The following is a 24111-nucleotide window of genomic DNA, read 5'->3' on the forward strand; positions in this document are numbered from 1 at the left end:
ATCTTGGTGGAGAGGCTGTGGCGCACCGTCAAGTACGAGGAGGTGTACCTGCGTGCCTACAGCGATGGCTGGGAGGCGGAAGCCAGCCTGGCCCGCTTCCTGTGGAGGTATTGCCATGTAAGACCCCACAGTGCACTGGGGGGCAGAACTCCACAAGAGGTCTATACTGAGAGAGAACCCTGTTCCTCCCTTTCTGGACTAACGATGTCAGGGGCCCAAGCTGTCCAATAAAAGGCACCCACCTCACCTGGCCGATCAGCTCAGGCAGAAGGCGTTCCCTTCGCCAGTGCTACGGCCCGCTGGCCAGCAAAGCCCGTAACTCCGCTTCATCCAGCACCGGCACCCCCAGGCTTTCGGCCTTTGCCAGCTTGCTGCCGGCTTCCTCGCCGGCCACTAGGTAACTCGTCTTCTTGCTCACGGATCCGGTCACCTTGCCGCCGGCTGCTTCGATCAGAGCCTGGGCCTGGCTGCGGCTGAGGCTGGGCAGGGTTCCGGTGAGTACGAAGGTGCGGCCGGCGAGCACTTCCCTGCCATCGATGCCCGTGGCCTCCGCGCTGCTGTTCGCACTGGCCGCCAGCTCCCCTTCGCCGGCGGCCATGGAGAAGCCCAGTTGCTTGAGCTGGTCCAGCAACCCCTGGTTGGAGGGGGTGGCGAACCACTGCTGCAGCGACTGGGCGATTTCACTGCCGATGCCGTGGAGGGCGGTGAGCCGCTCGGGTGTTTGCTGGGCGGCGGCGTAGAGCTCAGCCGCGCTCGGGAAGCCCTTCGCCAGCACCTTGGCGTTCACTGCCCCCACATGGTGAATCCCGAGCCCATGCAGCTGGCGATGCCAGGCCTGCTGTTTCGAGGCCTCCAGGGCATCCACCAGATTTGCCGCCGACTTTTCCCCCATCCGCTCCAGGCTGGCCAGCAGGGCTGCATCGAGGCGGTAGAGATCGGCGATCGAGCGCACCAGGCCCCGGTCCACCAGCTGCTCCACCAGCTTGGCCCCCAGTCCATCCACATCCATGGCTCCCTTGCTCACCCAGTGGCGCAGGGTGCCGCGCAGGATCGCCGGGCAGCTGCTGTTGACGCAGCGCGTCGCCGCTTCGCCCTCCTCGCGCACCAGCTCCGAGCCGCATTCCGGGCAGCTGCTGGGCAGCTGCAGCGGGGCGGCCCCCGGCGGCCGCAGCTCGGCCAGCACCCGCACCACCTCGGGGATGATCTCGCCGGCCTTGCGCACCACGATCGTGTCGCCGGCGTGCAGATCAAGCTCGGCCAGGCGGTCGGCGTTGTGGAGGGTGGCCCGGCTGACGCTGGTGCCGGCCAGGCCCACCGGCTCGAACTCGGCCACCGGGGTGATCACTCCCGTGCGGCCCACCTGGGCCACCAGGCGCAGCAGCCGGCTGGGGGCCTCCTCGGCGGCGTACTTGAGGGCGATCGCCCAGCGCGGTGCCTTCTGGGTGAAGCCTGCATCGGCCTGCAGGCGCAGGTCATCGAGCTTCACCACCACGCCATCGGTGGCATAGGGGAGCTGGCGCCGCTTGTGCTCCCAGGCGGCGAAGAAGGCCTCCACGGCGGCCAGATCAGGGCAGAGCGCGGCGTTGGGGTTCACCCGGAATCCCGCCGCCGCCAGCCATTGCAGGCTTTGCCACTGGCTCAGCGGCCGTGCGGGATCCGCTGCGCCTGAAGCCGGGGTCCACGCGTCTGGCAGGTGCAGGGTGTAGGCGAAGAAATCGAGCCGGCGCGCGGCCACCACGGCCGGATCCAGCTGGCGCAGGGTGCCGGCGCAGGCGTTGCGCGGATTGGCGAACAGCGCCTCACCCCGTTCGGCCCGCTCGGCGTTGATCGCCGCAAAGGTGTGATCGGGGATCAGCGCTTCTCCGCGTACCTCCACCCATGGGGGGGGATTCTCCAGCAGCAGGCGCAGGGGCACGCTCTGGATCGTGCGCACGTTGGCGGTGATCTCCTCACCCGATTCGCCATCGCCGCGGGTGGCGGCCCGCACCAGCAGGCCCCGCTCGTAGCTCAGGGCCAGGGCATTGCCGTCGATCTTGAGTTCCCCCACCATGGGCAGGGCCGGCAGGTCATCCCCGGATGGGCCGGGGCGATCGAGCACCTTGAGCAGACGGCCGTACCAGGCCTCCAGTTCCTCGGTGGAAAAGGCGTTGTCGAGGCTGAGCAGCCCGATGCGGTGCCGCACCGACTGGAAGCCCTCGGCCGGGGCGCCGCCCACCCGCTGGGTGGGGCTGTCGGGGCTGATCAGGCCTGGCTGGAGCCGCTCCAGCTGCTCCAGTTCCCGGTAGAGGCGGTCATAGACCGCGTCCTCCAGCTCGGGAGCGTCGAGCACGTAGTAGGCGTGGGCGGCGCGGTTCAGCAGCCGCCGCAACTCCTCGGCGCGGGCCCGCACCGCTGCTCAGGCCGCGGCCAGTTTCTGGATCCGCTCCACCCGCCAGGAATCTTCCACCTTCACGAAGGTGAAATCCAGGGGCAGCTCATCTTTGGCTTCTGATTTGAGCTTCACGGTGAGGATGATCTGGCCCTCCTGCAGGCGGGGCCGACCCGATTTGAGGTTGCGGTACTTGTTGAGCTGCAGCCCCGCCAGGAAGCGGATGAACTGCTGCCGGTTCACGTGGGAGCGGTAGTTCTTGGTGGTGAGCAGATAGGCCCCGTCGATCTGCCCCGAGGCCACCTGGGTGAAGAACTGCTTGAGCAGCGGGTTGATGCCGCGGGCGCTGATCACCAGCCGCACGGCGGTGTAGGTCCAGTAGAGGAGCAGAGCCCCAGCTCCGGCCAGCAGGGCCTTGGTGCCGATCGTTTGGGCCAGACCCCAGTCCATCGTCTGCATGAGCGCGTTCAGCTTGCAGAGTCTGACCGACAGCCCCGCCGGCCCGGGAGCCAAGCCCCCACACTGGGGCCACGCCTGCGTCATCCGCTGCCTGCGACATGCCCCTGTCGCCCCTGCTGCCCCTGTTCCATTGCCTCGACCGCGAGCACTTCGGCGGTGCCCTGGCCCCGGGCGGCCGGCCCCTGCTGGAGCTGCGCTGGAGTGACGGACGCATGAGCCGCACCGCCGGCCTCTACCGCCGTGGCCGCCGGCGAGATGGCTCAATCCTTTGCGAGATCGTGCTCTCGCGGCCAGTCCTGGCCCCCCTGCCCGCCAGCGCCACCCTGGGCACCCTCTGCCACGAAATGATCCACGCCTGGATCGACCGGGTGCTGCAGGCCCGCGAGGTGCACGGCCCCCACTTCCGGGCAGCGATGGCGCGGATCAATGCCGCCCAGGCGGAGTTCGAGGTGAGCCTGCGCCACCACTACCCGCTGCCACTGGCGTCGGCCGCCTGGATCGCCCGCTGCCCCTGCTGCGGTGTCAGCGCGGCCTACCGCCGCCGGGTGCGGGGCCTGGCCTGCCGGCTCTGCTGCGAGCGGCTGCATGGGGGCCGCTGGGATGCCAGCTGTGCCCTGGTGTTCGAGGCCCGTGCGGCCTAGGGTTCCGCCACTGAGCCGGGACCCGTGGATCTGTTTCTGTGGGTGCTGCAGGGAGGGGGTGTCTCGATCGCCCTGCTGGGTCTGGGGCGGGAGCGGCGGATGCGCTCCCATCGCCTGGGCCTGGTGGGCCCTAGCACGAGCCCGCGCCGGGCCGCCGGCCCATGAGGGGCCGTTAGGGTCAGGTCACATCGGTTGCGATGGCACAGGCGAGGGCCATGAACGGTTCGGGAGATCCTCCCCGCCGGGGACGTCGCCGCAGCGGCGGTTCCCTGGATCAATGGATGTCGGCAGGACGGCAGCTGGTGGATGGAGTGGCCGGGGCTCGCCCTGGCTCGCGTGCGCAGGCCCGTGGAGCCGAGCGCCGAGCCGGCGGGCGCCCGGGCCTGGAGGGTCTGGGCCGCTGGGTGGAGAACCGCATCGACTGGTTCCTCGAAGGCGACGACGACTGGCCGGAACCCTGGCAGGAGCGCGCTGAGGCTCCAGAACGCCGCAGGCCCCCGCTGCGCCAGGACGGCTCGCCCTGGCAGCCCCAGGACGAACGTCAACCACCACCGCCATTGCCACCGCAACCGCCATTGCCATCGCCGCTGTCACCCCAGCGCCAGCCATCGCCCAGGCCTTCGGCGGCTGAGGCTGGAGCCCGCCGGCCCCTGGAGGCCATCTCCCGCCGCGCGGCCCCCCTGCTGCCTCCGGCCCGCGCTCAGGCCCCGATCCCGCCCGCACCAGGCGTCGTCCAGCCGCTGCCGGAGCAATCTCGGCCCCTGCCCCGCTCCAGCCGGCGTCCCCGCCAGGGGTGAAGCCCTTAGCCTGGGGCTCTGTTCCAACACTTCCCAGCGTCCATGAGCAACCTGATCGTGGTTGGTTTCCCCAAGGTTGAAGAGGCTGAAGCCGTGCGCAAGGAGCTGGTCGCCATCCAGCAGGAGCATCTGATCTCCCTGGAAGACGCCGTGGTGGTGGAGCGTGACAACGACGGTCAGGTGCACCTGCGCCAGGCCATCAACCTGACCACCGCCGGTGCCCTGGGCGGTGGCTTCTGGGGATCGCTGGTGGGGCTGCTGTTCCTCAATCCTCTGCTGGGTGCCGCCGTCGGCGCCGGCATGGGGGCGGCGTCCGGTGCGCTCAGTGATCTGGGCATCAACGATGGCTTTCTGCGGGAGCTCGGTGAAACCCTGCCCAAGAGCAGCGCCGCCCTCTGCCTGCTGGTGCGCGATGCCACCCCGGATCGGGTGATCGAGCGCCTGCGCAGCTTCGCGCCCCACGCCAAGTTGCTGCGCACCAGCCTCAGCCACACCGATGAGGCCCAGCTCAGCGAGCTGCTGGAGACCAGCCGCAAACAGGCCGAAGCCCTGCGCCTGGGCTGAGCGGAACGCCGCCCAGCCCAGGCCGCGGAGCCTCAGTGGCTGCTGCGGTGCACCCGGCTGCGGCCGGAGCTCATCTGGCCATGGTGCTGGGCGCTCGGCTGGGGGCGAGAGGGGTGGTGGCTCACCTGAAAATCCCAGCCCTTGTCCTGCAGCTGGCGGTTCACGGCCCCCACCAGCTCATGGGGCAGATCCTCCGCCATCTGCTCGGCGGAGGTGGCGATCGAGGGGGAGCCCTGCTTCAGGGCCCAGAGCAATTCCGCCCATTGCTCCACCAGGGTGGGTTGCTGGACCGGGCGCGGGGAGTTGCCGCCAAGGGCGGCGGCACAGCCGGCCTGCTGCCAGAGGGTGGCGCGACCCCGCTGCAGGGCCTGGCCACCGGACCGGGCCAGCCCCCGCTGCAGGGCCCGCTCGGTGGGACGTCCATCGAGCTGGCGCAGCCCGGCCTGAATCAGCAGGCGGCCACAGCTCACGGCTGAAATGCCGAGCGAACGACCCAGATCGGTGAGGGAGATCCACTGATCGGCGGCTTCGGGCGCGGAAGGTTCTCCTGCGCTCTCAAGGGTGGTGGTCATCGTCAAACTGGCAAAAGCAATGACGCCATCCTGCACAAGCTGCCAAGACGCGCAAGTTGTCAAGTGGAAACCGCCACAGATCGCCGTGACTTCATAAAACTTTATGGAGATCTTCCCCGTGGCGGCTCGGCCCCAGCCAGCGCTCCAGGGCCGGTGAGAACACTTCGCGGATCACCGTGAGTTCTCGCCCCTGCCGGAAAAAGCGGTAATGACGGCTCCAGAACGGTCCTGGTGCGGCGAATCCCTGCTCCAGCCAGTCGGCGTTCACCTGGGCCAGACCGTCCACTTCCCGAAACAGCTCCGCCCTCTCACTGGTCAGGCTCAGCCAGATGGGTTGCTGACGGTCGCGCAGATACTGCTCGGCCTCCGCCTGGTTCCACCAGCTCTCGGCCCAGGCCAGGGCCTGGCCGTTGCAGCGCAGCCACACCTGCCGCCGCAGCAGTGGCGGCACCAGCTCCGCCACTTCGGCGGGCCGGCCCCGCGATTCCAGCTCGGCCCCCATGGCGATCAGATCGATCGTGATCGGAGTGCCGGTGAGCAGGTGCAGATGGCGGGTGGGACTGCCATCGCCCAACAGCAGCAGCTTCCAGGCACCGCTGAGCTGGTCGCCGGCCCGGGCGTTGAGCACCTCGCTGATCGGTGCTTCCCAGAGCGAGGTGGGCGAGACCCATGGCCTGGTAAGCAGTGTATCGGCCATCAGCCTCGGCTCAGGGGGGCCAGGCTAAGGAGGCTCAGAAGCCACCGCTGATGCTCACCCGCTGCTGCTGGCCGTTGCGCTCAATCACCACTGAGTTGCCGTTGGCGGAGTGCAGGCGCCAGCCGGTGGCGCCGATCGTCTCGCCCACCGCGGCGCTGGTGGAACTGCCGCCCATCTGGAAGATGGCGGAGCCGCTCTGGCCGGGCACCTGCACCACCCCCACCAGTTCGGGCGCGTCCCCCACCACTCCGGTGGCGGCGTCGGCTGCCGCTCTGGCCGGCTCAGGCGGAGCCCACCGGTTGATCGGGTCGCCCACCGGCGTGCCCACCGGCAGTCGCAGCGGCTCCAGCTGCGGCACCCAGGCGTCCTCCGCTGGGGGCAGCGGGGGCGGCGGCAGGCTGCTGACGGCGCCGCTGGAGGAGGTCTCAGCGGTGGAGGCGGCCGTTGACTCCGGCTCGGCCGCCTCCAGGGGACCCAGCGCGCGCAGCTGCTCCAGCAGTCGCAGCGTGCGTTCCTGCTGCAGAGCGGTGCTGGCCTGGGTCCAGCCCCGCCACACCAGCAGGGTGCTGCCGGCCCCCAGCAGCGACAGGAGTGCCATCAGGATCAGCCCAGGCCTTGGGTTCTGGGGCCTTGCCGTCCCTGAAGGGGCCGCGCTCACCACCACATCGATCGGCGCAAGAGCCGAACCAGGCAGAGCCGCAGAAAACACGCGGTCCATCACCTGCTCGGCCTTCAGCTCCCAGAACGCCCGGGAGGAGGAGATGGGGCGCTGATCACCGCCCATGGCCGCTGGGCTCAGGAGGGAGTTGTGGCGATCGTAGGGGTGGTCTGTTGATTCGACAATCGCTGCTCCTGCCCCTCACGCCGGCGGCGCAGTTCCAGCCACAGCAGCAGGGCGGTGGTGTCGGCCGGACTCACCCCGGGGATACGCGAGGCCTGCCCCAGGTTGAGCGGCTGCACGGCGGCGAGTTTCTCGCGGGCCTCCTTGGAGAGGGTGGCAATGGCGCTATAGTCGATGCCGCCGGGGATCGGGCGCTGATCCTGCTTCCGCACCTGATCGATCTGCTGCTGCTGGCGGGCCAGGTAGCCGCTGTATTTGAGATCGATCTCCGCCCCCTCGCGCACGCCGGCCGGCAGGCCCGCATCGGCCAGGCCCAGATCCACCAGATCGCCGCTGTGGAAGCCGGAGCGGCGCAACAGATCCGCGAGGGTGATCGAGCCCTTGATCGGCGCGCCCGAGCGAGCTTCCGCCTGCGCCGCCACCGGATCACTGACCTTGAGCCGCACTGTTTCCAGCCGCTGCTTCTCCGCGGTGATGGCGGCCTGTTTGGCCTGGAACAAGCTCCAGCGGCGGTCGTCGATCAGGCCCAGTTCCCGGCCCAGGGGGGTGAGGCGTCGGTCGGCGTTGTCACCGCGCAGCACCAGGCGGTACTCGCTGCGGCTGGTGAGCACCCGGTAGGGCTCGCGCAGGTCCTTGGTGACCAGATCATCGATCAAGGTGCCGATGTAGCTGCCTTCGCGGGGGAAATGCACAGGCTCCTGGCCGCGCAGCAGCCGGGCGGCGTTGAGGCCGGCCACCAGCCCCTGGGCGGCGGCCTCCTCGTAGCCGGTGGTGCCGTTGAGCTGGCCGGCGCTGAACAATCCATGTACCCGCTTGGTCATCAGCGAGGGCAGGCACTGGGTGGCGGGCAGATAGTCGTACTCGACCGCATAGGCCGGACGCAGCATCACGCACTGCTCCAGGCCGGGCAGGGTGCGCAGCAGCTCCAGCTGAAGTCGCTCCGGCAGGCCGGTGGAGAAGCCCTGGATGTAGAGCTCAGGGGTGTCGCGGCCCTCCGGCTCCAGGAAGATCTGGTGGCTGTCCTTATCGGCGAAGCGCACGATCTTGTCTTCGATCGAGGGGCAATAGCGCGGACCCTTGCTGTCGATGAAGCCGCCGTAGATGGGCGTGAGATGGAGGTTGTCGCGGATGAGCTGGTGGGTGGCGGCGGTGGTGCGGGTGAGGTGACAGGCCATCGGCTCACTGCTCACCCAGGCGGCTGGATCGAAGGAGAAGTAGCGGCCCTCGGCATCGCTGGGTTGTTCTTCGAGCTGTTCGAGGCGCACACTGCGGCGATCCACCCGGGCCGGGGTGCCGGTCTTGAGGCGGTCGGTGTGGAAACCGAGGGCCTGCAGCGATTCGGTGAGCCCTTCGGCGGCCTGCTCGCCGGCGCGGCCGGCACGCATCGACTGCTGGCCCACCCAGATCTGACCGCCCAGGAAGGTGCCGGTGGTGAGGATCACGGCCGACGCGGCATAGACGCTGCCGAAGAAGGTGCGCACGCCGCTGATCCGGCCCTCGGGCTCCAGCTCCAGCCCCGTGACCATCGCCTCGCGCAGCTGCAGGTTGGGGGTGTGCTGCAGCAGCTGCAGCATCTGGCGGGCGTACTGGCGCTTGTCGGTCTGGGCGCGCAGGGCCCACACCGCCGGCCCACGGCTGGCGTTGAGCACCCGTTTCTGCAGGGTGGTGGCATCGGCGAGGCGGCCGATCACGCCACCGAGGGCATCCACCTCATGCACCAGCTGGCTCTTGGCCGGCCCACCCACCGCCGGGTTGCAGGGCTGCCAGGCGATGCGATCGATGTTGAGCGTGAACAGGGCCGTGGAGATCCCCAGCCGTGCCGCGGTGAGCGCCGCCTCACAGCCGGCATGGCCGCCGCCGACCACGATCAGCTCAAAGGTTTCGCTGGGGGCTGCGCTGAGGGCCATCAGCTCAATGTATGGCGCCCAGATCGCCAGGGGGCTCCAAGGCCGCGGCGTAGCTGGGGTCTTCCGTGCCGCCGATCCGGTCCCAGAGGGTGAAGTAGAGGCCGAAGTGCACGCCCGGGTGGCGATGGTGCAGCGAATGGTGGGCGGGGCCGATCACCCAGCGGCCCAGCCAGTGGTGGGGGAAGCCGCTGGGCAGGTGGTCGAGGCCGAGGTGATTCACGATCGCCCACACCGTCATGGTGCTCAGCACCGCCATCAGGGTGATCAGGTGCAGCGGCACCAGCATCACCACCAGCACCAGCACCAGGGCCTGCACCACGGCCTCGGGGGGATCAAAGGCGAAGGAGGTCCAGGGGGTGGGCTGGCGCGTGCGGTGATGACCGTGGTGACACCAGCTGTAGAGCCAGCGGTGGTGGAAGAGGCGATGGCTGGCGTAATACAGCCCGTCCTGGAGGATCAGCACGGCGGCGTAGCTCACCGCGAGGTACCACCAGCCGTAGGTGTCGGGTCTGGCATAGAGGCGGGTGAGCCCATGGCTCTGGAGCGAGAGCACCGCGGCGGTGGCCAGGGCGAACACCGCCGCCGAGAGCACCGAGAGGCGGATGTCGGCGCGGATGCCATCGGCGCACTGGTGCCTTTGGGCGGGCGTGGGTTGCGGAGGCCTGGATCCAGGCGGGGTGGACCCGGGCTCTGCTGCGGCTGAACGCGCATAGAGCCACCACCAAGACCCACCGGCCAGCAGGAAATAGCGGGCCAGGATGATGCCGAAGAAAACAAGTCCGTAAAACACGAAGGAGTGATCACCGAGCGAACGGATCACTGTTTCAGTGTCGATCTGTGCGATCGCCATGGACTGGTTGACCTATCGACGGCGTCAACACCCAGCCTAGGGACCCCCCACCGCCCTGAACCGCCCCCGGCCATGCAGCGCTACCGGATCCTGCACCTCACCACCTACAGCTTCGAGGCGCCCGTCCGGCTTGACGCCCATGCTCTGCGGCTGAGGCCCCGGGAGGGCCATGAACTGCGGATCGAATCCTCCAGCCTGCGCATCACACCTCCGGCCCAGCTGCGCTGGCACCGCGACGCGGAGGACAACTCGGTGGCGATCGCGAGCTTCAGCGAGCCCACGGTCCAGCTGCTGATCGAGAGCGAGCTGGTGGTTCAGCAGTACCACCAGGCGCCCCTGGATTTCCTCGTGGATGACGAGGCCCTGCACTTCCCCTTCCGCTACAGCGACGAGGACCTGCTGCTGCTGGCCCCCTACCGCCAGAGGCCCCGGGCCAGCCCCGCGCCGCTACTGACGGACTGGGTGGCCGGGCTGCTGCAGCCCGGCGAGCGGATCGAAACCTACGCGCTGCTGGAGCGGATCAGCGCTCGCATCCACGCCAGCCTGCGCTACCAGCGCCGGGAGGAACCGGGCGTGCAGACGCCCGAGCACACCCTTGGGGGCGGCTCCGGCTCCTGCCGCGACTTCGCCACTCTGTTCCTGGGGGCCGCCCGCCTGCTGGGCTTCGCCGCCCGCTTCGTGAGCGGCTACCTCCACGACCCGGCCGCCGCCGCCGCCGGCTCGACCCACGCCTGGGCGGAGGTCTATCTGCCCGGTGCCGGCTGGAAGGGCTTTGATCCCACCATCGGCGCCCTCGCCGGCCCTCACCACATGGCGGTGGCCGTGGCCCGTGAGCCCGAGGCGGTACCGCCGGTGGCGGGCGCCTACGTGGGTCCGAGTGGCGCCACCCTCAGCGTGGGGGTGTGGGTGACGGAGTTGGAGGCGCGGCCATGAGCTTGTGGGTCGTGGATCCTGTCGTTGCACCCCGCCTTGGTGCACCAGCGCAAACTCCAAACGCTCGCCATCGTGCGAACGCACAGCGCCCTGCCCGAGGCTGTTGCGGCGTTCACTGGCCGCCTTCTCAAGCCGTTCCCTCGAGGAGCGGGGAGCCTGGTACACCCCTGCGGCCGAGGCCTATGCCCGAGGGCGTCCCGCCTACGACCCCGCCCAGATCGCTCAGGTGGTGGCTGCCGCTGGCCTGACGGCCTCCTCCCGCATCCTGGAGTTGGGATGTGGCCCGGGCACCGCCACGGCTGCACTGGCGCCCCTTGGCTGTTCGTTGCTGGCCCTTGAGCCCAATCCAGCCTTCTGTGCGTTGGCCAACCAGCGTTGCCGTTCCTTCAGCAATGTCACGGTCGAGCCGCTGGCGTTTGAGACCTGGCCCCTGCAGGCAGCGGCATTCGATACGGTGCTGGCCGCCAGCTCCTTCCACTGGATCGAGCCGGCCGTGGCCTGCACCAAGGCGGCGGCGGCCCTGCGCCCCGGTGGCGCCCTGATCCTGCTCTGGAACAAGGAGCTGCAGCCCAGCGAGGCCTTCCACCAGCGCAGCGCCCCGCTCTACGCCGAGCTTGCACCGCAGCTCCATCGCCGCGAAGATCGCAGCACCCAGGTGGCGATCCTCAACGCCCTTGAGGCGGTGCTGATCGACCCGCAGGTCTTCTCGCCTCCCCTCAGCGGGCTCGTTGACAGCCGCTTCAGCTCTTCAGCGGAACGCTATCTGGATCTGCTGGCCAGTTACTCCGGCTATCTGCAGCTGGACCCGGAGGTGCGCAACCTCCTGTTCGAGCGTCTGCACCTGCTGATGGAGAGTGAATGGGATGGGCAGCTGCCCCTCACGTTGCTCTCGGGCTGGCAGGTGGCACGCAAGATCGATGGCGGTTGAGGTGGCGGTGGCGGCTGGAGTTCTGCTCAGAAGCCAATTCGAATGCGCTGATGCTCCAGCTGATTGGTCACCTTGGCCTCCACGGCCCCCTGCACCGTGGCGCCCACATCTCCGCGAACGCTGGCGCCCACATCGCCGGCCACCTGGGCGTTCACGGCGCCACTGACCGTTGCATTCACAGGGCCCTTGACCGCGACGCCGATTCCCTGGCTCAGCTCCGGCACGTTCACCGCCAGGGGTGAGGCCAGATCGATCGGTTCAGTCATCGTCACCTTTGCTGTGATCGGAATCGTTCTGATCGGGGCGGTGCGGATCGGCTCGGCGATCCTCTCGACCACCACCGGGCTCTGAATGGCGTCCACATTCACCTGGGCGGCCACCGGCAGGGGCTTCGTCAGCACCAGTTCAATCTTGATCGGCTCCTGCAGGACCCTGCCCAGAAAGGCCGCCCCGATCCCCACCGCGGCCACCAGGGCGACGGGCCAGCGCAGGGCCAGCGCCCAGCCCAGGGCGACCGGCTGGGTGGAGGGGCTGGTGGTGGGCTCGCTCATCGGTTGTCAGCAGGCGTTTGTCCCCATGTTGCTGCCGCTGCGGCCGGAGAAGAATCAGGGGGCGGCCAGGTTGCGGAAACGGGTGAACTGGGGCTCGAACAGCAGCTTCACCGTGCCCACCGGGCCGTTGCGGTGCTTGGTCACGATCACTTCGGTGATGCCGCGATCGGCTGTTTCCGGGTTGTAGTACTCATCGCGGTAGATCATCAGCACCAGGTCGGCGTCCTGCTCGATCGAGCCCGATTCGCGCAGATCACTGAGCATCGGCCGCTTGTTGGTGCGGCTCTCCACGCCGCGGCTGAGCTGGGAGAGGGCGACCACCGGCACGTTCAGCTCCCGGGCCATGCCCTTGAGGCCCCGGGTGATGCGCGAGAGCTCCTGCACCCGGTTGTCGGGGGTGGAGCCCTCCATCAGCTGCAGGTAATCGATCACGATCAGCCCCAGTTCCTTGCCCTGCTCGGCCATCAGCCGGCGGCAGAGGGAGCGCATCTCCAGCACGCCGGCGTTGGGCTTGTCGTCGATGAACAGCGGCAGCTGGCCAAGGGTGTTGATGCCCTGGCCCAGCAGCGGCCACTCCTCCTGCTGCAGCCGGCCGGTGCGCAGCCGGCCGCTCTCGATGCCCACCTCCATCGACAGCAGCCGGTAGGTGAGCTGGGCCTTGCTCATCTCCAGCGAAAACACACACACCGGCAGCTGGTGGATCTGGGCCACGTTCTTGGCGATGTTGAGCACGATCGAGGTCTTTCCCATCGCCGGCCGCCCGGCCACGATGATCAGATCGCTGCGCTGCAGGCCCTGAGTGATGGCATCGAGGTCGTAGAAGTTGACCGGGATGCCGGCCACCGAGGTGCCCAGGGAGCGGCTCTCGATCTCGTTGAAGGTGCTGGTGAGGATTTCGGCGGTGGGGGTGAGCCCCACCGAGGGTTTCTCCTGGCTGATGGCGAAGATCTGCTGCTCCGCCTCATCGAGCACCTGCTCCATCGGCTTGGCCTGATCGAAGCCGAGCTTGATCACTTCGTTGCCCGAGCGGATCAGCTGCCGCCGCAGGTATTTGTCCATCACCAGGCGGGCCACCTGGTCGATCGAGGCGGTGCTGAGGGTGCGCTCCACCAGCTCCACCAGCCGGTTGCTGCCGCCCACTTTCTCCAGCTGGCCGGTGTCCGCCAGCCAGGCGGCCATGGCCGTGAGGTCGGTGGGTTTGCCCTGGCTGTGCAGCATCAGGGCCGTGCGGTAGATCTCCCGATGGGCACTCAGGTAGAAGGCCTCGGGCCGCAGCACATCGGCGATGCGGCCGAGGGCGTCGGGGTCCAGCAGGATGCCGCCCAGCACGGCTTCTTCCGCCTCCAGGTTCTGGGGCGGCACCTGATCGGGCAGGGCCTCGAAGCGGGCTTCGTCCTGGCCCTGACCGCGGCGGCGAAAAGCCGGCGTCAGCGGTGCAGCCGTCGGGGCCGGGTCGCTGCGCTCAACGGCGGGCCCCCACTCGGGGCCGCCATCGGGGGCCGGCAGGGGAACACTCACCATGGTCCGAGGCTAGGCCCAGGCCGGGGCTGGGCTGGTGCCTAGTGGCTGACCACTTCCAGGTTGATCTCGGCGGTGACTTCGGGGTGAAGCTTCACCTGCACCTTGTAGGAGCCGGTGCGGTGGATCTCGGGCACGGCGATGTCACGGCGGTCCAGTTCTTTCTTGGTGGCCGCTTCGATCGCTTCGGCCACATCGCCGTTGGTCACGGTGCCGAAGAGCACGTCGTCGCCGCCGGTCTGCTTCTTGACGGTGAAGCGGCCGATGGTGGTGAGGGCCGTACGGAAGGCTTCGGCCTCCTGCTTCAGGGCCGCCTGGCGCTCGGCTTCCTTGGCGCGGCGGTGCTCCACCTGGCGCAGCACCGCTGGGGTGACGGCCACGGCCTTGCTCTGGGGCAGCAGGAAGTTACGGGCGTAACCGGGAGCCACCTCCACCATGTCCCCCTGCTTGCCGAGGCTGTAAACGTCCTCGCTGAGGACGACGGAGACGCGCTTGGCCATGGAAACAGAACGGCGGGAACAGGGGATCGGGCAGGGACCGCCGGCTTGGCGGCCCGCATCCTGGAGCGATCAGTGATCCTAGATCACGGCTTGGGAGGCCCTGCCGGCGTCGGCGGGCAGACGCACCTGGGTGGCCAGGCCCAGGGCCCGCAGCAGGCGGATGTGCTGCCAGGTGAGGTCGAACTGGCGGGCCCCGAAGCCGTGACGCGCCGAGTGGGGGTAGGCGTGGTGGTTGTTGTGCCAGCCCTCGCCGAAGGTGAGCGCCGCCACCCAGGGGTTGTTGCGCGACTGATCGCCGCTGTCATGGGAGACGCTGCCCCAGCAGTGGGTGGCGGAGTTCACCAGCCAGGTGCAGTGGTACAGCACCACCAGGCGCAGGGGAATGCCCCAGAGCACCAGGGCCCAGCCGCCGGCACCGGTGACGCTGCCGATCCAGAACAGCAGCAGGCCCACCGGGATCTGCAGCAGCAGGAAGTTGGTGTTCAGCCAGCGGTAATAGGGGTCGCGCTGCAGGTCACCGGTGAGGCGGGGCACCGCGGCCATGGCGGGGATCTCCTCGAACATCCAGCCCATGTGGCTCCACCAGAAGCCCCTGTGGCTGTTGTGGTGGTCGGCGTCGGTGTCGGAGAACTTGTGGTGGTGGCGGTGCAGACCGGCCCAGTCGATCGGACCGTGCTGGCAGCTCAGGGCGCCGCAGGTGGCAAAGACGCGCTCCAGCCACTGGGGCACCCGCAGGGCCCGGTGGGCCAGCAGGCGGTGGTAGCCGAGGGTGACCCCCAGACAGCCGGTGACCCAATAGAGCACCAGCAGGCTGGCCAAAGCCGGCAGGCTCCAGAAGCGGGGCAGCAGGGCCACCAGCGCCAGGGCGTGGATCACGGCCATGAAGCCGATGGTGGCCCAGCGGGTGCCCTTGGGGGCTTCGGGGACAGGTTGGCCGGCCCGGGGCCGGTGCAGGGCACGGGCCTGCTCAAGGGCCATGGCGGCCGGCGCCAGGTGGGCCACTCCGGCGGGGCGGCGGGATGGTGGCCGCTGGGCCTGCGCTGGGGCGGCCTTCGGCGGGGTGCTCTGGCGTGGGGTGACCGTCATGCGGGGTCGACTCCTGATCAATCCTTAGAATGGTAGCAGTACGAATCCAGATCAGGTGGGATATCAGGCCGAAATCGAATCAGGCCGCGAAGCTTTTTCGTATCTGATCAGGGCCTGGCATGAGCGCAACGGCTGGTCCCACCGGGTGCTGCCCGGCCTGGCTGAGGTGCTCGACCTGGGTCGCATCCACAACTCCCAGGTGTCGATGCTGCGCAACCGCAAGCTCGCCTCCCCCGGCCCCGAGGTGTTCCTGGCCCTTGGGCGCATCAACCAGTGGCTGGTGGCCGGGGCCGGGGATGGCCCCCTGGCGGGCCATCCCGATCTGATCGAGGCCCTCTCCCAGGGCTCCCGGCCCCTGCTCAGCAACAGCGGCGAGCCCCTGGGCCCCGGTGATCTGCTGGAGATCTTTGTGGGCCTGGTGCCACCACCTCGGGCCTTTGATCTGCGCATCGCCGAGGACGAGGCCCCAGGCCTCAGCTTTGCCCTGGCGGAGTTGCTCTGTGCCGGGCGGCCCTGGCGGCTCTGCCGCGACCAGGTGCTGGCGGCCTACCCGGCGGCCAAGACCCAGCGCCGGGAGCGCTTTGCGGCGGTGATGAGCGGTCAGCGCGACTACAGCGCCACCGAGCTCGACGCCGAGCTGATGGACCTGCACCGCACCCTTGAAGGGCTGGGGGTGGCCACCGAGCAGGCGATCAGCGCCGATCGCTTTCTGGAGGTGCTGCGCCAAAAAGCCCGCCTGCAGCAGCAGACGCGCCCCTTGGATCTCGCCGAGGCGATCCGTCAGGAGCTGGTGGCCGAAGCCGAGGGCAGCGGTTGACCCAGGTGGGCCACCCGGATCCGTTTGGCCAGCCCGAGGGCACGCAGCAGTTTGATGTGCTGCCAGGTGATGTCGAACTCGAACCAGCGCAGGCCATGGCGGGCGCTGGCGGGATGGGCGTGGTGGTTGTTGTGCCAGCCCTCACCGAAGGAGAGGATCGCCACCCACCAGCAGTTGCGTGAGAGATCGGGGCTGTCGAAATTGCGGTAGCCGAAAGCGTGGGTGGCGCTGTTCACCAGCCAGGTGACGTGATAGACGATCGCCAGGCGCAGGGGGATGCCCCAGAGCACCAGACCCAGGCCGCCGCCGGGCACACCGGCCCGCTCGCCGTACCACCACAGGGCGGCACCCAGGGGCACCTGTAGCAGGAGGAACCAGCGGTCGAGCCAGCGGTAGAGGGGATCACGCTGGAGATCACCGGTGAAGCGGCTCATCTGCCGCACCGCCGGAATGTCGTGCAGCATCCAGTCGCTGTGGCTCCACCACAGACCGCGGCCGGCGTCGTGGTGGTCGTTGGGCTGGTCGGAATACTTGTGGTGGTGGCGGTGCAGCCCCACCCATTCGATCGGTCCGCTCTGGCAGGCCAGGCTGCCCATCAGCACCAGGGTGTGCTCCAGCCATTTCGGCGCCACGAAGCTGCGGTGGGCCAGCAGACGGTGCAGCCCCAGGGTCACCCCCAGCACCGTGGTCCAGTAGAGGGCCGCCAGCACCGCCACCCCCTGCCAGCTCCAGAAGCGCGGCAGCAGGGCAAAGACGGCACCCACGTGGATCGCCAGCATGAAGCTGGTGGTGCCGAATTTGTAGTTGCGCTGACTGGGGGGCAGCGGCTGACGGCGTCCACTCACCGAAGCGCGGACGGCGGCGTCCTGATGCTCGGCGGCGTGGCCCCGCAGGGCCTGACCCGCGGGCTCGACTTGGGGCAAAGCGGATGCTGGATCTGAAGCGGCAACCAAATGACTCTCGCGGTGGTGGCGCAGGCTGGAGTCCGTCATCTCCCCTGCGGCGGGCGATCCCGTTGCAGGGAACCCATCAGGCTGAGGTGCGACCCTGACTGTGATGCCGGCAGAAGTGTCGCCGATGCATCGGCTGGAAATCTAGCGGCGTGGGGGAAGCCCCCAGGCAGCATGGCGGCGAGAGCTGGTATCAGGCCATGACCACAATGGCAATCAACACTGAAACCCACGCCGGCTGGGCCCGGGAGCGGCTGGCCGCCGCCGCTGAGCGGACCGCGCCTTTGGCCGCCGCCCGCACCGCTGCCGTGCAGCCGGCACTGGCACGGGTGCTCGACGCCTTCGCCGCTGAGCGGCTGGGCACCCACCACTTCGCCTCCGTCAGTGGCTACGGCCATGGCGACCTGGGCCGGGAAGTGCTCGATCGCGTCTTCGCGCGGGTGCTGGGGGCCGAGGCCGCCGCCGTGCGCCTGCAGTTCGTGAGCGGAACCCACGCCATCACCGCCGCCCTGTTCGGGGTGCTGCGCCCCGGTGATCGAATGCTGGCCCTCACCGGCCGCCCCTACGACACCCTGGAGGAGGTGATCGGTCTGCGCGGTACTGGCCAAGGCTCCCTGGCCGAGTTCGGCATCCACTACGACGAGCTGCCGCTCACGGCTGCCGGTGCGGTGGACGAGGACGGCCTGGCTGCGGCCCTGGCGGTGCCCACGCGCCTGGTGTTGATCCAGCGCAGCTGCGGCTACAGCTGGCGGCCCGCCCTCAGCCTGGAGGTGATCGCCCGCCTCTGCCAGCGGGTGGAGGCCCTGCAGCCCGGCTGCATCCGTTTCGTTGACAACTGCTACGGCGAATTGGTGGAACCCCTGGAGCCGCCGGCGGTGGGTGCCGACCTGATCGCCGGCTCGCTGATCAAGAACCTCGGCGGCACCATCGCCCCCACCGGCGGCTATGTGGCTGGTCGCGCCGAGCTGGTGGAGCAGGCCTGCTGCCGGCTCACGGCGCCGGGCATCGGCAGCGAGGGCGGCACCGGTTTCGATCTCTATCGCCTGCTGTTCCAGGGCCTGTTTCTGGCGCCCCAGATGGTGTCGGAGGCGCTGATCGGTGCTGATCTCACCGCCGCGGTGTTCAGCGATCTGGGCTATGCCGTGCAGCCCCAGCTGGGGGAGCACCGCAGCGACCTGATCCAGGCGGTGCGCTTCGGCGCCCCCGAGCCCCTGATCCGGGTGTGCCGGGCCTTCCAGTCGTGCTCACCGGTGGGGAGTTATCTCGATCCGGTGCCGGCGCCGATGCCCGGCTACGCCAGCGAGCTGGTGATGGCCGGCGGCAGTTTCATCGATGGCAGCACCAGCGAGTTCTCCGCCGATGGCCCCCTGCGCGAGCCCTACGTGCTCTTTTCGCAGGGCGGCACCCACCGCACCCACGTGGCCCTGGCGCTGGAGCGGGCCCTGACGGCCCTGGGCCCCGGCGGGGGCTCCTGAGCGCGGCGCCCCCCCCCGGGAGCCACACTGGGTCGAAACCTCTCTCCGGTCCGCGATGGCCCTCCAGGTCCCCGACGACTGCCGCTACGCCGACAGCCATGAATACGTGCGACCGGAGGGGGAGTTGGTGCGGGTGGGGGTGAGTGCCTTCGCCGTCGATCAGCTCGGCGACATCGTCTTTGTGGAGCTGCCCGAAAACGGCGCCCAGCTGGAGCGGGGCAGCAGTTTCGGCACGGTCGAATCGGTCAAGGCCGTCGAGGAGATGTACGCCCCGATCAGCGGCACCGTGGAGCGGCGCAACGAGGCGGTGCTCGCCAGCCCCGAGGAGCTGCAGAACGATCCCCACGGCGAGGGGTGGTTGCTGCTGATGCGCCCCAGCGATCCCGCCCAGCTCGACGACCTGCTCGATCCCGCCAGCTACCGCGCCAAGCTGGAAGGCTCCTGAACCCTGGTCCGGCGGGGCGAAGTCCCTAGGATCCACCCCTAAGCCGGACTGGGTGGCGTGAGCGTCGAGAGCAGCAGCGACAGCGCCGTGGCCGGCGCCCCCCAGGAGTTCTCCCCTTTCCTGCAACGCCATCTGGGGCCATCCGCCTCTGAGCAGGTCCGGATGCTGGAGCGCCTGGGTTGCGCCGATCTGGAGAGCTTCGTGGCCGAGGTGGTTCCAGGCGACATCCTGATTCCCCCAAGCGCCGCCGAGCAGGAGTTGCCCGCCGGCGTGGGGGAAGCCGATGCCCTGAGGGAACTGCGCTGGATCGCTTCCCTCAACCAGGTGCGCCGCAGCCTGATCGGCCTGGGTTACTACGGCACCGCCACCCCGGCCCTGATTCAGCGCCATGTGCTGGAGAACCCCTGCTGGTACACCGCTTACACCCCCTATCAGGCGGAGATTGCCCAGGGGCGGCTGGAGGCGCTGCTCAACTTCCAGACCCTGATCAGCGAGCTCACCGGCCTGCCGATCGCCAACGCCTCGCTCCTCGATGAGGCCACCGCGGCGGCCGAGGCGATGTCTCTCAGTGCCGGCGCCTGTCGCCGCAGCGAGGCCCGCCGCTTCCTGGTGGATGAGCAGGTGTTCCCCCAGACCCTGGAGGTGCTGCGCACCCGGGCCGAGCCCCTGGGGATCCTGATTGAAACCTTTGATCCACTCACGGTTTCTGCCGCCGGCAGCGTGGCCACGGCCGCTGGTGGCGATCAGGTCTTCGGCGCCGATGTCTTCGGCGTGCTGCTGCAGCTGCCCGGCAGCCGTGGCCACCTGTTTGATCCCAGTGCGGTGATCGCGGCGGCCCACCAATGCGGCGCCATGGTCACGGTGGCGATCGATCCCCTGGCCCAGGTGCTGCTGGCCCCCGTGGGCTCCCTCGGCGCCGACATCGCCATCGGCAGCAGCCAGCGCTTCGGCGTGCCCCTGGGCTTCGGCGGGCCCCATGCCGCCTTCTTCGCCACCACCGAGGCCCACAAGCGTCAGATTCCAGGCCGCCTGGTGGGCCGCTCGATCGATGCCGAGGGCCGGCCGGCCCTGCGCCTGGCCCTGCAGACCCGCGAGCAGCACATCCGCCGCGACAAGGCCACCAGCAACATCTGCACCGCCCAGGTGCTGCTGGCGGTGATGGCCGGTTTCTATGCCGTGCACCACGGGCCTGAGGGGCTCACGGCCATCGCTAGGCGGGTGCTGCGTCTGCGTGCCGCCCTGGCCCTGGGGCTCACCCGCCTTGGCTATGAGCTCGAGCCTGGACCCGCCTTCGGCACCCTCAGCATGCTCACGGCCGAGGCCGCCGCGCTGCTGGAGCGCTCCGAGGCCGCCGGCTTCAACCTCAGGCCGCTCATGGCTTCTGACGGGCAGCTGCAGGGCGTGGCCCTCAGCCTCGATGAGCGCAGCGACGGCCCTGAGCTCGAGGGGTTGCTGGCGCTGTTCGCCGCCGCTTCCAGTTCGGCGGGGGTGGTCCCTGCCCAGTCGGGCTCAGCCGCCGAGCTGGAAGCGGCGCTGCCTACTGAGCCGGAGCTGCTCGCGGGCCTGCCCCTGCGCCAGGGGCCCTGGCTGCAGCAGGAGGCTTTCCAGCGCTACCGCAGCGAGTCCGAGCTGTTGCGCTACATCCAGCGCCTGGCCTCGCGCGACCTCTCCCTGGTGCACGGGATGATCCCGCTGGGGAGCTGCACCATGAAGCTCAACGCCGCCGCCGAGCTGGCGCCGGTGAGCTGGAGCGAGTTCGCCGACCTGCATCCGCTGGTGCCCGCCTCCCAGTCCCGGGGCTATGCCCGCCTGATCGCTGACCTGGAGGGCTGGCTGGCGGCCATCACCGGTTTCGCCGGTGTGTCGCTGCAGCCCAATGCCGGCTCCCAGGGGGAATATGCCGGCCTGCTGGTGATCCGCGCCTGGCACCGCAGCCGCGGCGATCACCACCGCGACATCTGCCTGATCCCCACCAGCGCCCATGGCACCAATCCGGCCAGCGCGGTGATGGCTGGTCTGCGGGTGGTGCCGGTGGCCTGTGACGACAAGGGCAACATCGACCTGGTGGATCTGGAGGCCAAGGCCCAGACCCACGCCGCCTCCCTGGCGGCGGTGATGGTCACCTACCCCTCCACCCACGGTGTGTTCGAGCCGGGTATCCGCCGCCTCTGCGATGTGATCCACCGCCATGGCGGCCAGGTGTATCTCGACGGGGCCAACCTCAACGCCCAGGTGGGCCTGGCCAAGCCGGGCCTCTACGGCGCCGATGTCTGCCACCTCAACTTGCACAAGACCTTCTGCATCCCCCACGGCGGCGGTGGCCCCGGGGTGGGACCGATCGGCGTGGCCAGTCACCTGGTGCCCTTCCTGCCCGGCCAGGCCCAGGGCATCGGTGCGGTGGCGGCGGCCCGCTGGGGCAGCGCCGGCATCCTGCCGATCAGCTGGATGTACATCCGCATGATGGGTGGCGCCGGCCTGCGTCAGGCCAGTGCCGTGGCCCTGCTGGCGGCGAACGTGATCGCCGAGCGCCTGGAGCCCCACTACCCCGTGCTCTTCCGCGGACCGGGCGGGCGGGTGGCCCACGAGTGCATCCTCGACCTGCGGCCGCTCAAGCGCAGCGCCGGTCTGGAGGTGGACGATCTGGCCAAGCGCCTGATGGACTACGGCTTCCACGCCCCCACCGTGAGCTGGCCGGTGGCCGGCACCGTGATGGTGGAGCCCACCGAAAGTGAATCACTGGCGGAGATCGATCGCTTCTGCGACGCCCTGATCGCGATCCGAGCGGAAGCCGCGGCCATCGAGGCCGGCGAGGTGGACCCCCTGGAGAATCCGCTCAAGCGTGCGCCCCACACGCTGGCGACGGTCACGGCCGACCGCTGGGAGCGCCCCTACAGCCGCCAGCAGGCCGCGTTCCCCGCTGGCGAAGGCCAGCAGGCCAACAAATTCTGGCCGGCGGTGGCCCGCATCGATAACGCCTACGGCGACAGAAATCTGGTCTGCACCTGTCCCTCGGTGGAGGAACTGGCGGCGGCGCTGCCCCTGGGGGCGGTTCAGGAAGGGGTAACCACGGCACCAGTGCTGGCTGGTCAAGGGCGTTAAGATCCGCGCAAGTTGATCAATCCTCAGATTTTCTTTCGAATCCACGGGTTGATTCTTTGCGTCGAGCTGTGAGAAATGCGACCGGAAGTTCCGGCTTCGCTCCTCTTTCCAATCCGCCCCATCGCTGAGCCGAGCCACCCATGAACGGCAACAACGACGACAGCTCCGGCCCTGCGGCCATTCGTCGCCTGGTGATGGCTGACGCCCAGGCAGCCCGTCAGCCGGGATCGCCACCCAGGCAGGGTCCTTCATTGCCGCCGGTTCCCACCACCCTGTCCAGTTCCCACGACCGGGGAGAAACCTTCCACGAAGAAGGAACCAACGTGCTGCGGGTTCCCTTTGGAGTCCGTCAGGCCAAGCGTTACCGCGGTGAACGCCCCGAGCGCTGGGCCACCCTGGTGCTGCCATTCCAGGCCGGCGGCCCCACCCCCACGCCACCCCAGGCGGCCTGAGGGCTCAGTGGGGGATCAGGCGGCTCGGGTGAGGCGCCAGTCCACCAGTGCCTTCACATCCTCCAGGGAGCTGGCGGGCGCGCGGAAGGGCAGCACCGGCATCGGACTGCGCTCGGGCCGCACCAGCCAGCTGAGATCAGACTGGGGCATCAGCACGAAGCCGCGGTAGCGCACGATCCAGCGCTTGGGCTCCAGGTCGGGAACCGCCCGCAGGCCCAGGGTGTAGGGATCGTGGCTCGCCATGACCAGGGGCGCAAGAAGATCTGGATCTTCATTGCAACGGCAGGCCCGCTCAGGTTCCGCATCGGCTGCTGCCTTTCCAGCAGATGGTCATGAATCATCACATCTTGCGCCTGGCATCGGCTGGTGCCGTCAGAAGCGGGAGCCTGGCTGCTCCAGAAAGGCCAGCTCCTCGGCGCTGGAGCTGCGTCCGAGGGCCTCGTTGCGGTGGGGGAAGCGCCCGAACCGGGCGATCACATCGCGGTGACGCCGGGCGAACTCCGTGGTTTTGGTGTCGGTGAAGCGCTCAAACAGCTTCAGTCCCTGCTCCTGGATCGCCAGGTCTTCGCTGTGCATCACGGGCATCAGCCAGAACTGGCGCCGACTGGGCTGGGCTTCAGCTTCGATCCAGCCCCTGGCCAGGGCCGCCAGGCTCAACTCCAGAGCGGCGGCATCCCCGGCGAAGGCCCCGGGCTGATCGCGCCGGAGTTGCCTGGGGAGCTGATCGAGCAGCAGCACCAGAGCCAGGGCTGAGCCCGGCTGATCAGCCCACGGCTGTAGGTCCCCGGCCAGGGCCCGCTCGCTCAGTGGCCCGAAGCGTTCGCGCACCTGCTGATCGAAGGCGGGATCCTTGCGGAACCACTGGGCCGGCTGACACTCCTCGAACCAGAAGCGCAGCAGATCGGGGGCGCCAGGGTCGCTCATGCCAGCTCAAACAGCAGCAGATCGGTGCCGGCCGCCGTGGCTGTGAGCTCCCCTGATTCGCCGGCGAGGAAGCCGAGGCCATCGCCGGCCCCCAGGGGCTGGGACCCGTCTGGTCCGCTCAGCTCCACGGCCCCATCGATCAGCTGCAGCCAGGCCTGGCGCCCGGCCGCCAGGGGCAGCTGGAGGCTGACACCTGCACTGGGCTGGGCCCGCCACAGCCGCACGGGCCGGTGGATCGCCATGGCTCCCTCACTCTGCTGGGGGTCCAGCAGCAGGGTCCAGTGGTCGCCGAAGGCGAAGGGCTTCTGTTCATAGGCCGGCTCGATGCCGCGGCTGCTGGGCTCGATCCAGATCTGCAGCAGCCGGCAGGGGCTGGTGGATTCATTGATCTCGCTGTGGACCACGCCAGTGCCCGCACTCATGCGCTGCACCTCCCCCACCCGCAGCACGGCGCCGTGCCCCATCGAATCGCGGTGGCTGAGCTCCCCCTCCACCATCACCGTGATGATCTCCATGTCGCTGTGGGGATGCATCCCGAAGCCACGCCCGGGGGCGATGGTGTCTTCGTTGATCACCCGCAGGGGGCCGAAGCCCATCCAGGCGGGGTCGTAGTGGTGGCCGAAGCTGAAGCTGTGCCGGCTCTCGAGCCAGTCGAGCTGGCCATGGAAGCGTTCGGTCGCCGGCCGTAGCAGCGTGCCGCTGCGCCGGCCGGAGGTGGTGGTGGGCATGGCAGGGAG

The 24111-nt window shown here is 69.2% G+C and carries 27 protein-coding genes; 12 read left to right on the forward strand and 15 right to left on the reverse strand.

The genetic code is table 11. The features are described from left to right. Nucleotides 1-231 (forward strand): transposase (locus KQ304_RS11460; RefSeq protein WP_259737215.1); only part of this gene is annotated, 231 nt, incomplete at its 5' end. A 58-nt stretch (nucleotides 232-289) separates the two neighbouring features. Here the strand turns inward: KQ304_RS11460 and ligA are convergent. Next, the gene (gene ligA / locus KQ304_RS11465) at nucleotides 290-2389 is read right to left on the reverse strand and encodes an NAD-dependent DNA ligase LigA (protein ID WP_259737216.1); all 2100 of its coding nucleotides are present in this window, start codon (nucleotides 2387-2389) and stop codon (nucleotides 290-292) included. Nucleotides 2390-2395: 6 nt separating this feature from the next. Further along, nucleotides 2396-2818: a hypothetical protein gene (locus KQ304_RS11470; protein WP_259737217.1), complete on the reverse strand. Its 423-nt coding sequence runs from the start codon at nucleotides 2816-2818 to the stop codon at nucleotides 2396-2398. Nucleotides 2819-2925: 107 nt separating this feature from the next. Between KQ304_RS11470 and KQ304_RS11475 the strand changes: the two genes are divergently transcribed. The 4 genes from KQ304_RS11475 to KQ304_RS11490 are packed head-to-tail and all read left to right on the forward strand — an operon-like array spanning nucleotide 2926 to nucleotide 4829. Further along, nucleotides 2926-3468: a SprT family zinc-dependent metalloprotease gene (locus KQ304_RS11475; protein WP_259737218.1), complete on the forward strand. Its 543-nt coding sequence runs from the start codon at nucleotides 2926-2928 to the stop codon at nucleotides 3466-3468. 24 nt (nucleotides 3469-3492) lie between these two features. Continuing rightward, nucleotides 3493-3633, forward strand: a complete 141-nt coding sequence (locus KQ304_RS11480) for a hypothetical protein (protein WP_259737219.1) — start codon at nucleotides 3493-3495, stop codon at nucleotides 3631-3633. 50 nt (nucleotides 3634-3683) lie between these two features. Continuing rightward, nucleotides 3684-4265: a hypothetical protein gene (locus KQ304_RS11485; protein ID WP_259737220.1), complete on the forward strand. Its 582-nt coding sequence runs from the start codon at nucleotides 3684-3686 to the stop codon at nucleotides 4263-4265. Nucleotides 4266-4307: 42 nt separating this feature from the next. Continuing rightward, nucleotides 4308-4829 (forward strand): DUF1269 domain-containing protein, encoded by a 522-nt coding sequence (locus tag KQ304_RS11490; protein ID WP_259737221.1) that lies wholly within the window; start codon nucleotides 4308-4310, stop codon nucleotides 4827-4829. A 32-nt stretch (nucleotides 4830-4861) separates the two neighbouring features. Here the strand turns inward: KQ304_RS11490 and KQ304_RS11495 are convergent, their stop codons facing one another. The 5 genes from KQ304_RS11495 to KQ304_RS11515 all read right to left on the reverse strand — a co-directional run bounded on the left by KQ304_RS11495 (nucleotide 4862) and on the right by KQ304_RS11515 (nucleotide 9696). Next, a complete protein-coding gene (locus tag KQ304_RS11495; RefSeq protein WP_259737222.1) occupies nucleotides 4862-5401 on the reverse strand; it encodes a hypothetical protein in 540 nt (179 codons plus the stop codon). A gap of 91 nt (nucleotides 5402-5492) precedes the next feature. After that, a complete protein-coding gene (locus tag KQ304_RS11500) occupies nucleotides 5493-6098 on the reverse strand; it encodes a chorismate lyase (RefSeq protein WP_259737223.1) in 606 nt (201 codons plus the stop codon). A 34-nt stretch (nucleotides 6099-6132) separates the two neighbouring features. Next, the gene (locus KQ304_RS11505; RefSeq protein ID WP_259737224.1) at nucleotides 6133-6882 is read right to left on the reverse strand and encodes a hypothetical protein; all 750 of its coding nucleotides are present in this window, start codon (nucleotides 6880-6882) and stop codon (nucleotides 6133-6135) included. Nucleotides 6883-6893: 11 nt separating this feature from the next. Beyond that, on the reverse strand, nucleotides 6894-8846 hold the full coding sequence (gene mnmG, locus KQ304_RS11510; protein ID WP_259737225.1) for a tRNA uridine-5-carboxymethylaminomethyl(34) synthesis enzyme MnmG: 1953 nt from the start codon (nucleotides 8844-8846) through the stop codon (nucleotides 6894-6896). A gap of 4 nt (nucleotides 8847-8850) precedes the next feature. After that, nucleotides 8851-9696, reverse strand: a complete 846-nt coding sequence (locus KQ304_RS11515) for a sterol desaturase family protein (RefSeq protein ID WP_259737226.1) — start codon at nucleotides 9694-9696, stop codon at nucleotides 8851-8853. Between the two features lie 72 nt (nucleotides 9697-9768). Between KQ304_RS11515 and KQ304_RS11520 the strand changes: the two genes are divergently transcribed. Continuing rightward, nucleotides 9769-10629 (forward strand): transglutaminase family protein, encoded by an 861-nt coding sequence (locus KQ304_RS11520; RefSeq protein ID WP_259737227.1) that lies wholly within the window; start codon nucleotides 9769-9771, stop codon nucleotides 10627-10629. A gap of 103 nt (nucleotides 10630-10732) precedes the next feature. Then, the gene (locus KQ304_RS11525) at nucleotides 10733-11557 is read left to right on the forward strand and encodes a bifunctional 2-polyprenyl-6-hydroxyphenol methylase/3-demethylubiquinol 3-O-methyltransferase UbiG (RefSeq protein WP_259737228.1); all 825 of its coding nucleotides are present in this window, start codon (nucleotides 10733-10735) and stop codon (nucleotides 11555-11557) included. A gap of 26 nt (nucleotides 11558-11583) precedes the next feature. Here the strand turns inward: KQ304_RS11525 and KQ304_RS11530 are convergent, their stop codons facing one another. The 4 genes from KQ304_RS11530 to KQ304_RS11545 form a co-directional block, all read right to left on the reverse strand. Continuing rightward, complete coding sequence (locus tag KQ304_RS11530) at nucleotides 11584-12108, reverse strand: hypothetical protein (protein WP_259737229.1); 525 nt, start codon at nucleotides 12106-12108, stop codon at nucleotides 11584-11586. A gap of 54 nt (nucleotides 12109-12162) precedes the next feature. After that, on the reverse strand, nucleotides 12163-13629 hold the full coding sequence (dnaB, locus tag KQ304_RS11535; RefSeq protein ID WP_259737230.1) for a replicative DNA helicase: 1467 nt from the start codon (nucleotides 13627-13629) through the stop codon (nucleotides 12163-12165). Nucleotides 13630-13667: 38 nt separating this feature from the next. Further along, entirely contained in the window at nucleotides 13668-14126 is a 459-nt protein-coding gene (gene rplI, locus KQ304_RS11540; RefSeq protein WP_259737231.1) for a 50S ribosomal protein L9, read from the reverse strand. Between the two features lie 78 nt (nucleotides 14127-14204). Next, a complete protein-coding gene (locus KQ304_RS11545; RefSeq protein ID WP_259737247.1) occupies nucleotides 14205-15104 on the reverse strand; it encodes a fatty acid desaturase in 900 nt (299 codons plus the stop codon). Between the two features lie 163 nt (nucleotides 15105-15267). On the opposite strand from KQ304_RS11545, the gene KQ304_RS11550 reads away from it, so the two are divergent. Next, the gene (locus KQ304_RS11550; RefSeq protein ID WP_259737232.1) at nucleotides 15268-16029 is read left to right on the forward strand and encodes a hypothetical protein; all 762 of its coding nucleotides are present in this window, start codon (nucleotides 15268-15270) and stop codon (nucleotides 16027-16029) included. Here the strand turns inward: KQ304_RS11550 and KQ304_RS11555 are convergent. Continuing rightward, nucleotides 15993-16952 carry a fatty acid desaturase gene (locus KQ304_RS11555; protein ID WP_259737233.1) on the reverse strand — a complete coding sequence of 320 codons (960 nt, stop codon included), beginning with the start codon at nucleotides 16950-16952 and terminating at the stop codon, nucleotides 15993-15995. The genes KQ304_RS11550 and KQ304_RS11555 overlap by 37 nt on opposite strands. Nucleotides 16953-17179: 227 nt before the next feature. Here KQ304_RS11555 and KQ304_RS11560 point away from each other — a divergent pair, with 227 nt between their 5' ends. The 4 genes from KQ304_RS11560 to KQ304_RS11575 all read left to right on the forward strand — a co-directional run bounded on the left by KQ304_RS11560 (nucleotide 17180) and on the right by KQ304_RS11575 (nucleotide 22450). Then, nucleotides 17180-18454: an aminotransferase class I/II-fold pyridoxal phosphate-dependent enzyme gene (locus KQ304_RS11560; RefSeq protein ID WP_399229259.1), complete on the forward strand. Its 1275-nt coding sequence runs from the start codon at nucleotides 17180-17182 to the stop codon at nucleotides 18452-18454. A gap of 55 nt (nucleotides 18455-18509) precedes the next feature. After that, nucleotides 18510-18899, forward strand: coding sequence for a glycine cleavage system protein GcvH (gene gcvH / locus KQ304_RS11565; protein ID WP_259737234.1), 390 nt, complete (start codon nucleotides 18510-18512; stop codon nucleotides 18897-18899). A 162-nt stretch (nucleotides 18900-19061) separates the two neighbouring features. Then, the gene (gcvP, locus tag KQ304_RS11570; RefSeq protein WP_399229271.1) at nucleotides 19062-21998 is read left to right on the forward strand and encodes an aminomethyl-transferring glycine dehydrogenase; all 2937 of its coding nucleotides are present in this window, start codon (nucleotides 19062-19064) and stop codon (nucleotides 21996-21998) included. Between the two features lie 194 nt (nucleotides 21999-22192). Then, the gene (locus KQ304_RS11575) at nucleotides 22193-22450 is read left to right on the forward strand and encodes a hypothetical protein (RefSeq protein ID WP_259737249.1); all 258 of its coding nucleotides are present in this window, start codon (nucleotides 22193-22195) and stop codon (nucleotides 22448-22450) included. Between the two features lie 15 nt (nucleotides 22451-22465). On the opposite strand, the gene KQ304_RS11580 is transcribed toward KQ304_RS11575, so the two are convergent. The 3 genes from KQ304_RS11580 to KQ304_RS11590 all read right to left on the reverse strand — a co-directional run bounded on the left by KQ304_RS11580 (nucleotide 22466) and on the right by KQ304_RS11590 (nucleotide 24102). Further along, nucleotides 22466-22693 (reverse strand): hypothetical protein, encoded by a 228-nt coding sequence (locus tag KQ304_RS11580; protein WP_259737236.1) that lies wholly within the window; start codon nucleotides 22691-22693, stop codon nucleotides 22466-22468. Nucleotides 22694-22822: 129 nt separating this feature from the next. Further along, nucleotides 22823-23374 (reverse strand): DUF924 family protein, encoded by a 552-nt coding sequence (locus tag KQ304_RS11585; protein WP_259737237.1) that lies wholly within the window; start codon nucleotides 23372-23374, stop codon nucleotides 22823-22825. Continuing rightward, complete coding sequence (locus KQ304_RS11590) at nucleotides 23371-24102, reverse strand: pirin family protein (RefSeq protein ID WP_259737238.1); 732 nt, start codon at nucleotides 24100-24102, stop codon at nucleotides 23371-23373. The genes KQ304_RS11585 and KQ304_RS11590 overlap by 4 nt, the downstream gene beginning before the upstream one ends. Nucleotides 24103-24111: the final 9 nt, after the last annotated feature.

The organism is Synechococcus sp. CS-1329, from assembly GCF_025128055.1.
In the GTDB taxonomy this organism is placed as follows: domain Bacteria; phylum Cyanobacteriota; class Cyanobacteriia; order PCC-6307; family Cyanobiaceae; genus Regnicoccus_A.

Bases quoted from the DNA above. Each gene is read 5' to 3' on its own strand.
- KQ304_RS11470 (WP_259737217.1), bottom strand. From the start codon at position 2,818: ATGGACTGGGGTCTGGCCCAAACGATCGGCACCAAGGCCCTGCTGGCC.
- KQ304_RS11475 (WP_259737218.1), top strand. From the start codon at position 2,926: ATGCCCCTGTCGCCCCTGCTGCCCCTGTTCCATTGCCTCGACCGCGAG.
- KQ304_RS11485 (WP_259737220.1), top strand. From the start codon at position 3,684: ATGAACGGTTCGGGAGATCCTCCCCGCCGGGGACGTCGCCGCAGCGGC.
- KQ304_RS11490 (WP_259737221.1), top strand. From the start codon at position 4,308: ATGAGCAACCTGATCGTGGTTGGTTTCCCCAAGGTTGAAGAGGCTGAA.
- KQ304_RS11495 (WP_259737222.1), bottom strand. From the start codon at position 5,401: ATGACCACCACCCTTGAGAGCGCAGGAGAACCTTCCGCGCCCGAAGCC.
- KQ304_RS11500 (WP_259737223.1), bottom strand. From the start codon at position 6,098: ATGGCCGATACACTGCTTACCAGGCCATGGGTCTCGCCCACCTCGCTC.
- KQ304_RS11505 (WP_259737224.1), bottom strand. From the start codon at position 6,882: ATGGGCGGTGATCAGCGCCCCATCTCCTCCTCCCGGGCGTTCTGGGAG.
- mnmG (WP_259737225.1), bottom strand. From the start codon at position 8,846: ATGGCCCTCAGCGCAGCCCCCAGCGAAACCTTTGAGCTGATCGTGGTC.
- KQ304_RS11515 (WP_259737226.1), bottom strand. From the start codon at position 9,696: ATGGCGATCGCACAGATCGACACTGAAACAGTGATCCGTTCGCTCGGT.
- KQ304_RS11520 (WP_259737227.1), top strand. From the start codon at position 9,769: ATGCAGCGCTACCGGATCCTGCACCTCACCACCTACAGCTTCGAGGCG.
- KQ304_RS11530 (WP_259737229.1), bottom strand. From the start codon at position 12,108: ATGAGCGAGCCCACCACCAGCCCCTCCACCCAGCCGGTCGCCCTGGGC.
- dnaB (WP_259737230.1), bottom strand. From the start codon at position 13,629: ATGGTGAGTGTTCCCCTGCCGGCCCCCGATGGCGGCCCCGAGTGGGGG.
- rplI (WP_259737231.1), bottom strand. From the start codon at position 14,126: ATGGCCAAGCGCGTCTCCGTCGTCCTCAGCGAGGACGTTTACAGCCTC.
- KQ304_RS11545 (WP_259737247.1), bottom strand. From the start codon at position 15,104: ATGGCCCTTGAGCAGGCCCGTGCCCTGCACCGGCCCCGGGCCGGCCAA.
- KQ304_RS11560 (WP_399229259.1), top strand. From the start codon at position 17,180: ATGACCACAATGGCAATCAACACTGAAACCCACGCCGGCTGGGCCCGG.
- gcvH (WP_259737234.1), top strand. From the start codon at position 18,510: ATGGCCCTCCAGGTCCCCGACGACTGCCGCTACGCCGACAGCCATGAA.
- gcvP (WP_399229271.1), top strand. From the start codon at position 19,062: ATGCTGGAGCGCCTGGGTTGCGCCGATCTGGAGAGCTTCGTGGCCGAG.
- KQ304_RS11575 (WP_259737249.1), top strand. From the start codon at position 22,193: ATGGCTGACGCCCAGGCAGCCCGTCAGCCGGGATCGCCACCCAGGCAG.
- KQ304_RS11580 (WP_259737236.1), bottom strand. From the start codon at position 22,693: ATGGCGAGCCACGATCCCTACACCCTGGGCCTGCGGGCGGTTCCCGAC.
- KQ304_RS11585 (WP_259737237.1), bottom strand. From the start codon at position 23,374: ATGAGCGACCCTGGCGCCCCCGATCTGCTGCGCTTCTGGTTCGAGGAG.
- KQ304_RS11590 (WP_259737238.1), bottom strand. From the start codon at position 24,102: ATGCCCACCACCACCTCCGGCCGGCGCAGCGGCACGCTGCTACGGCCG.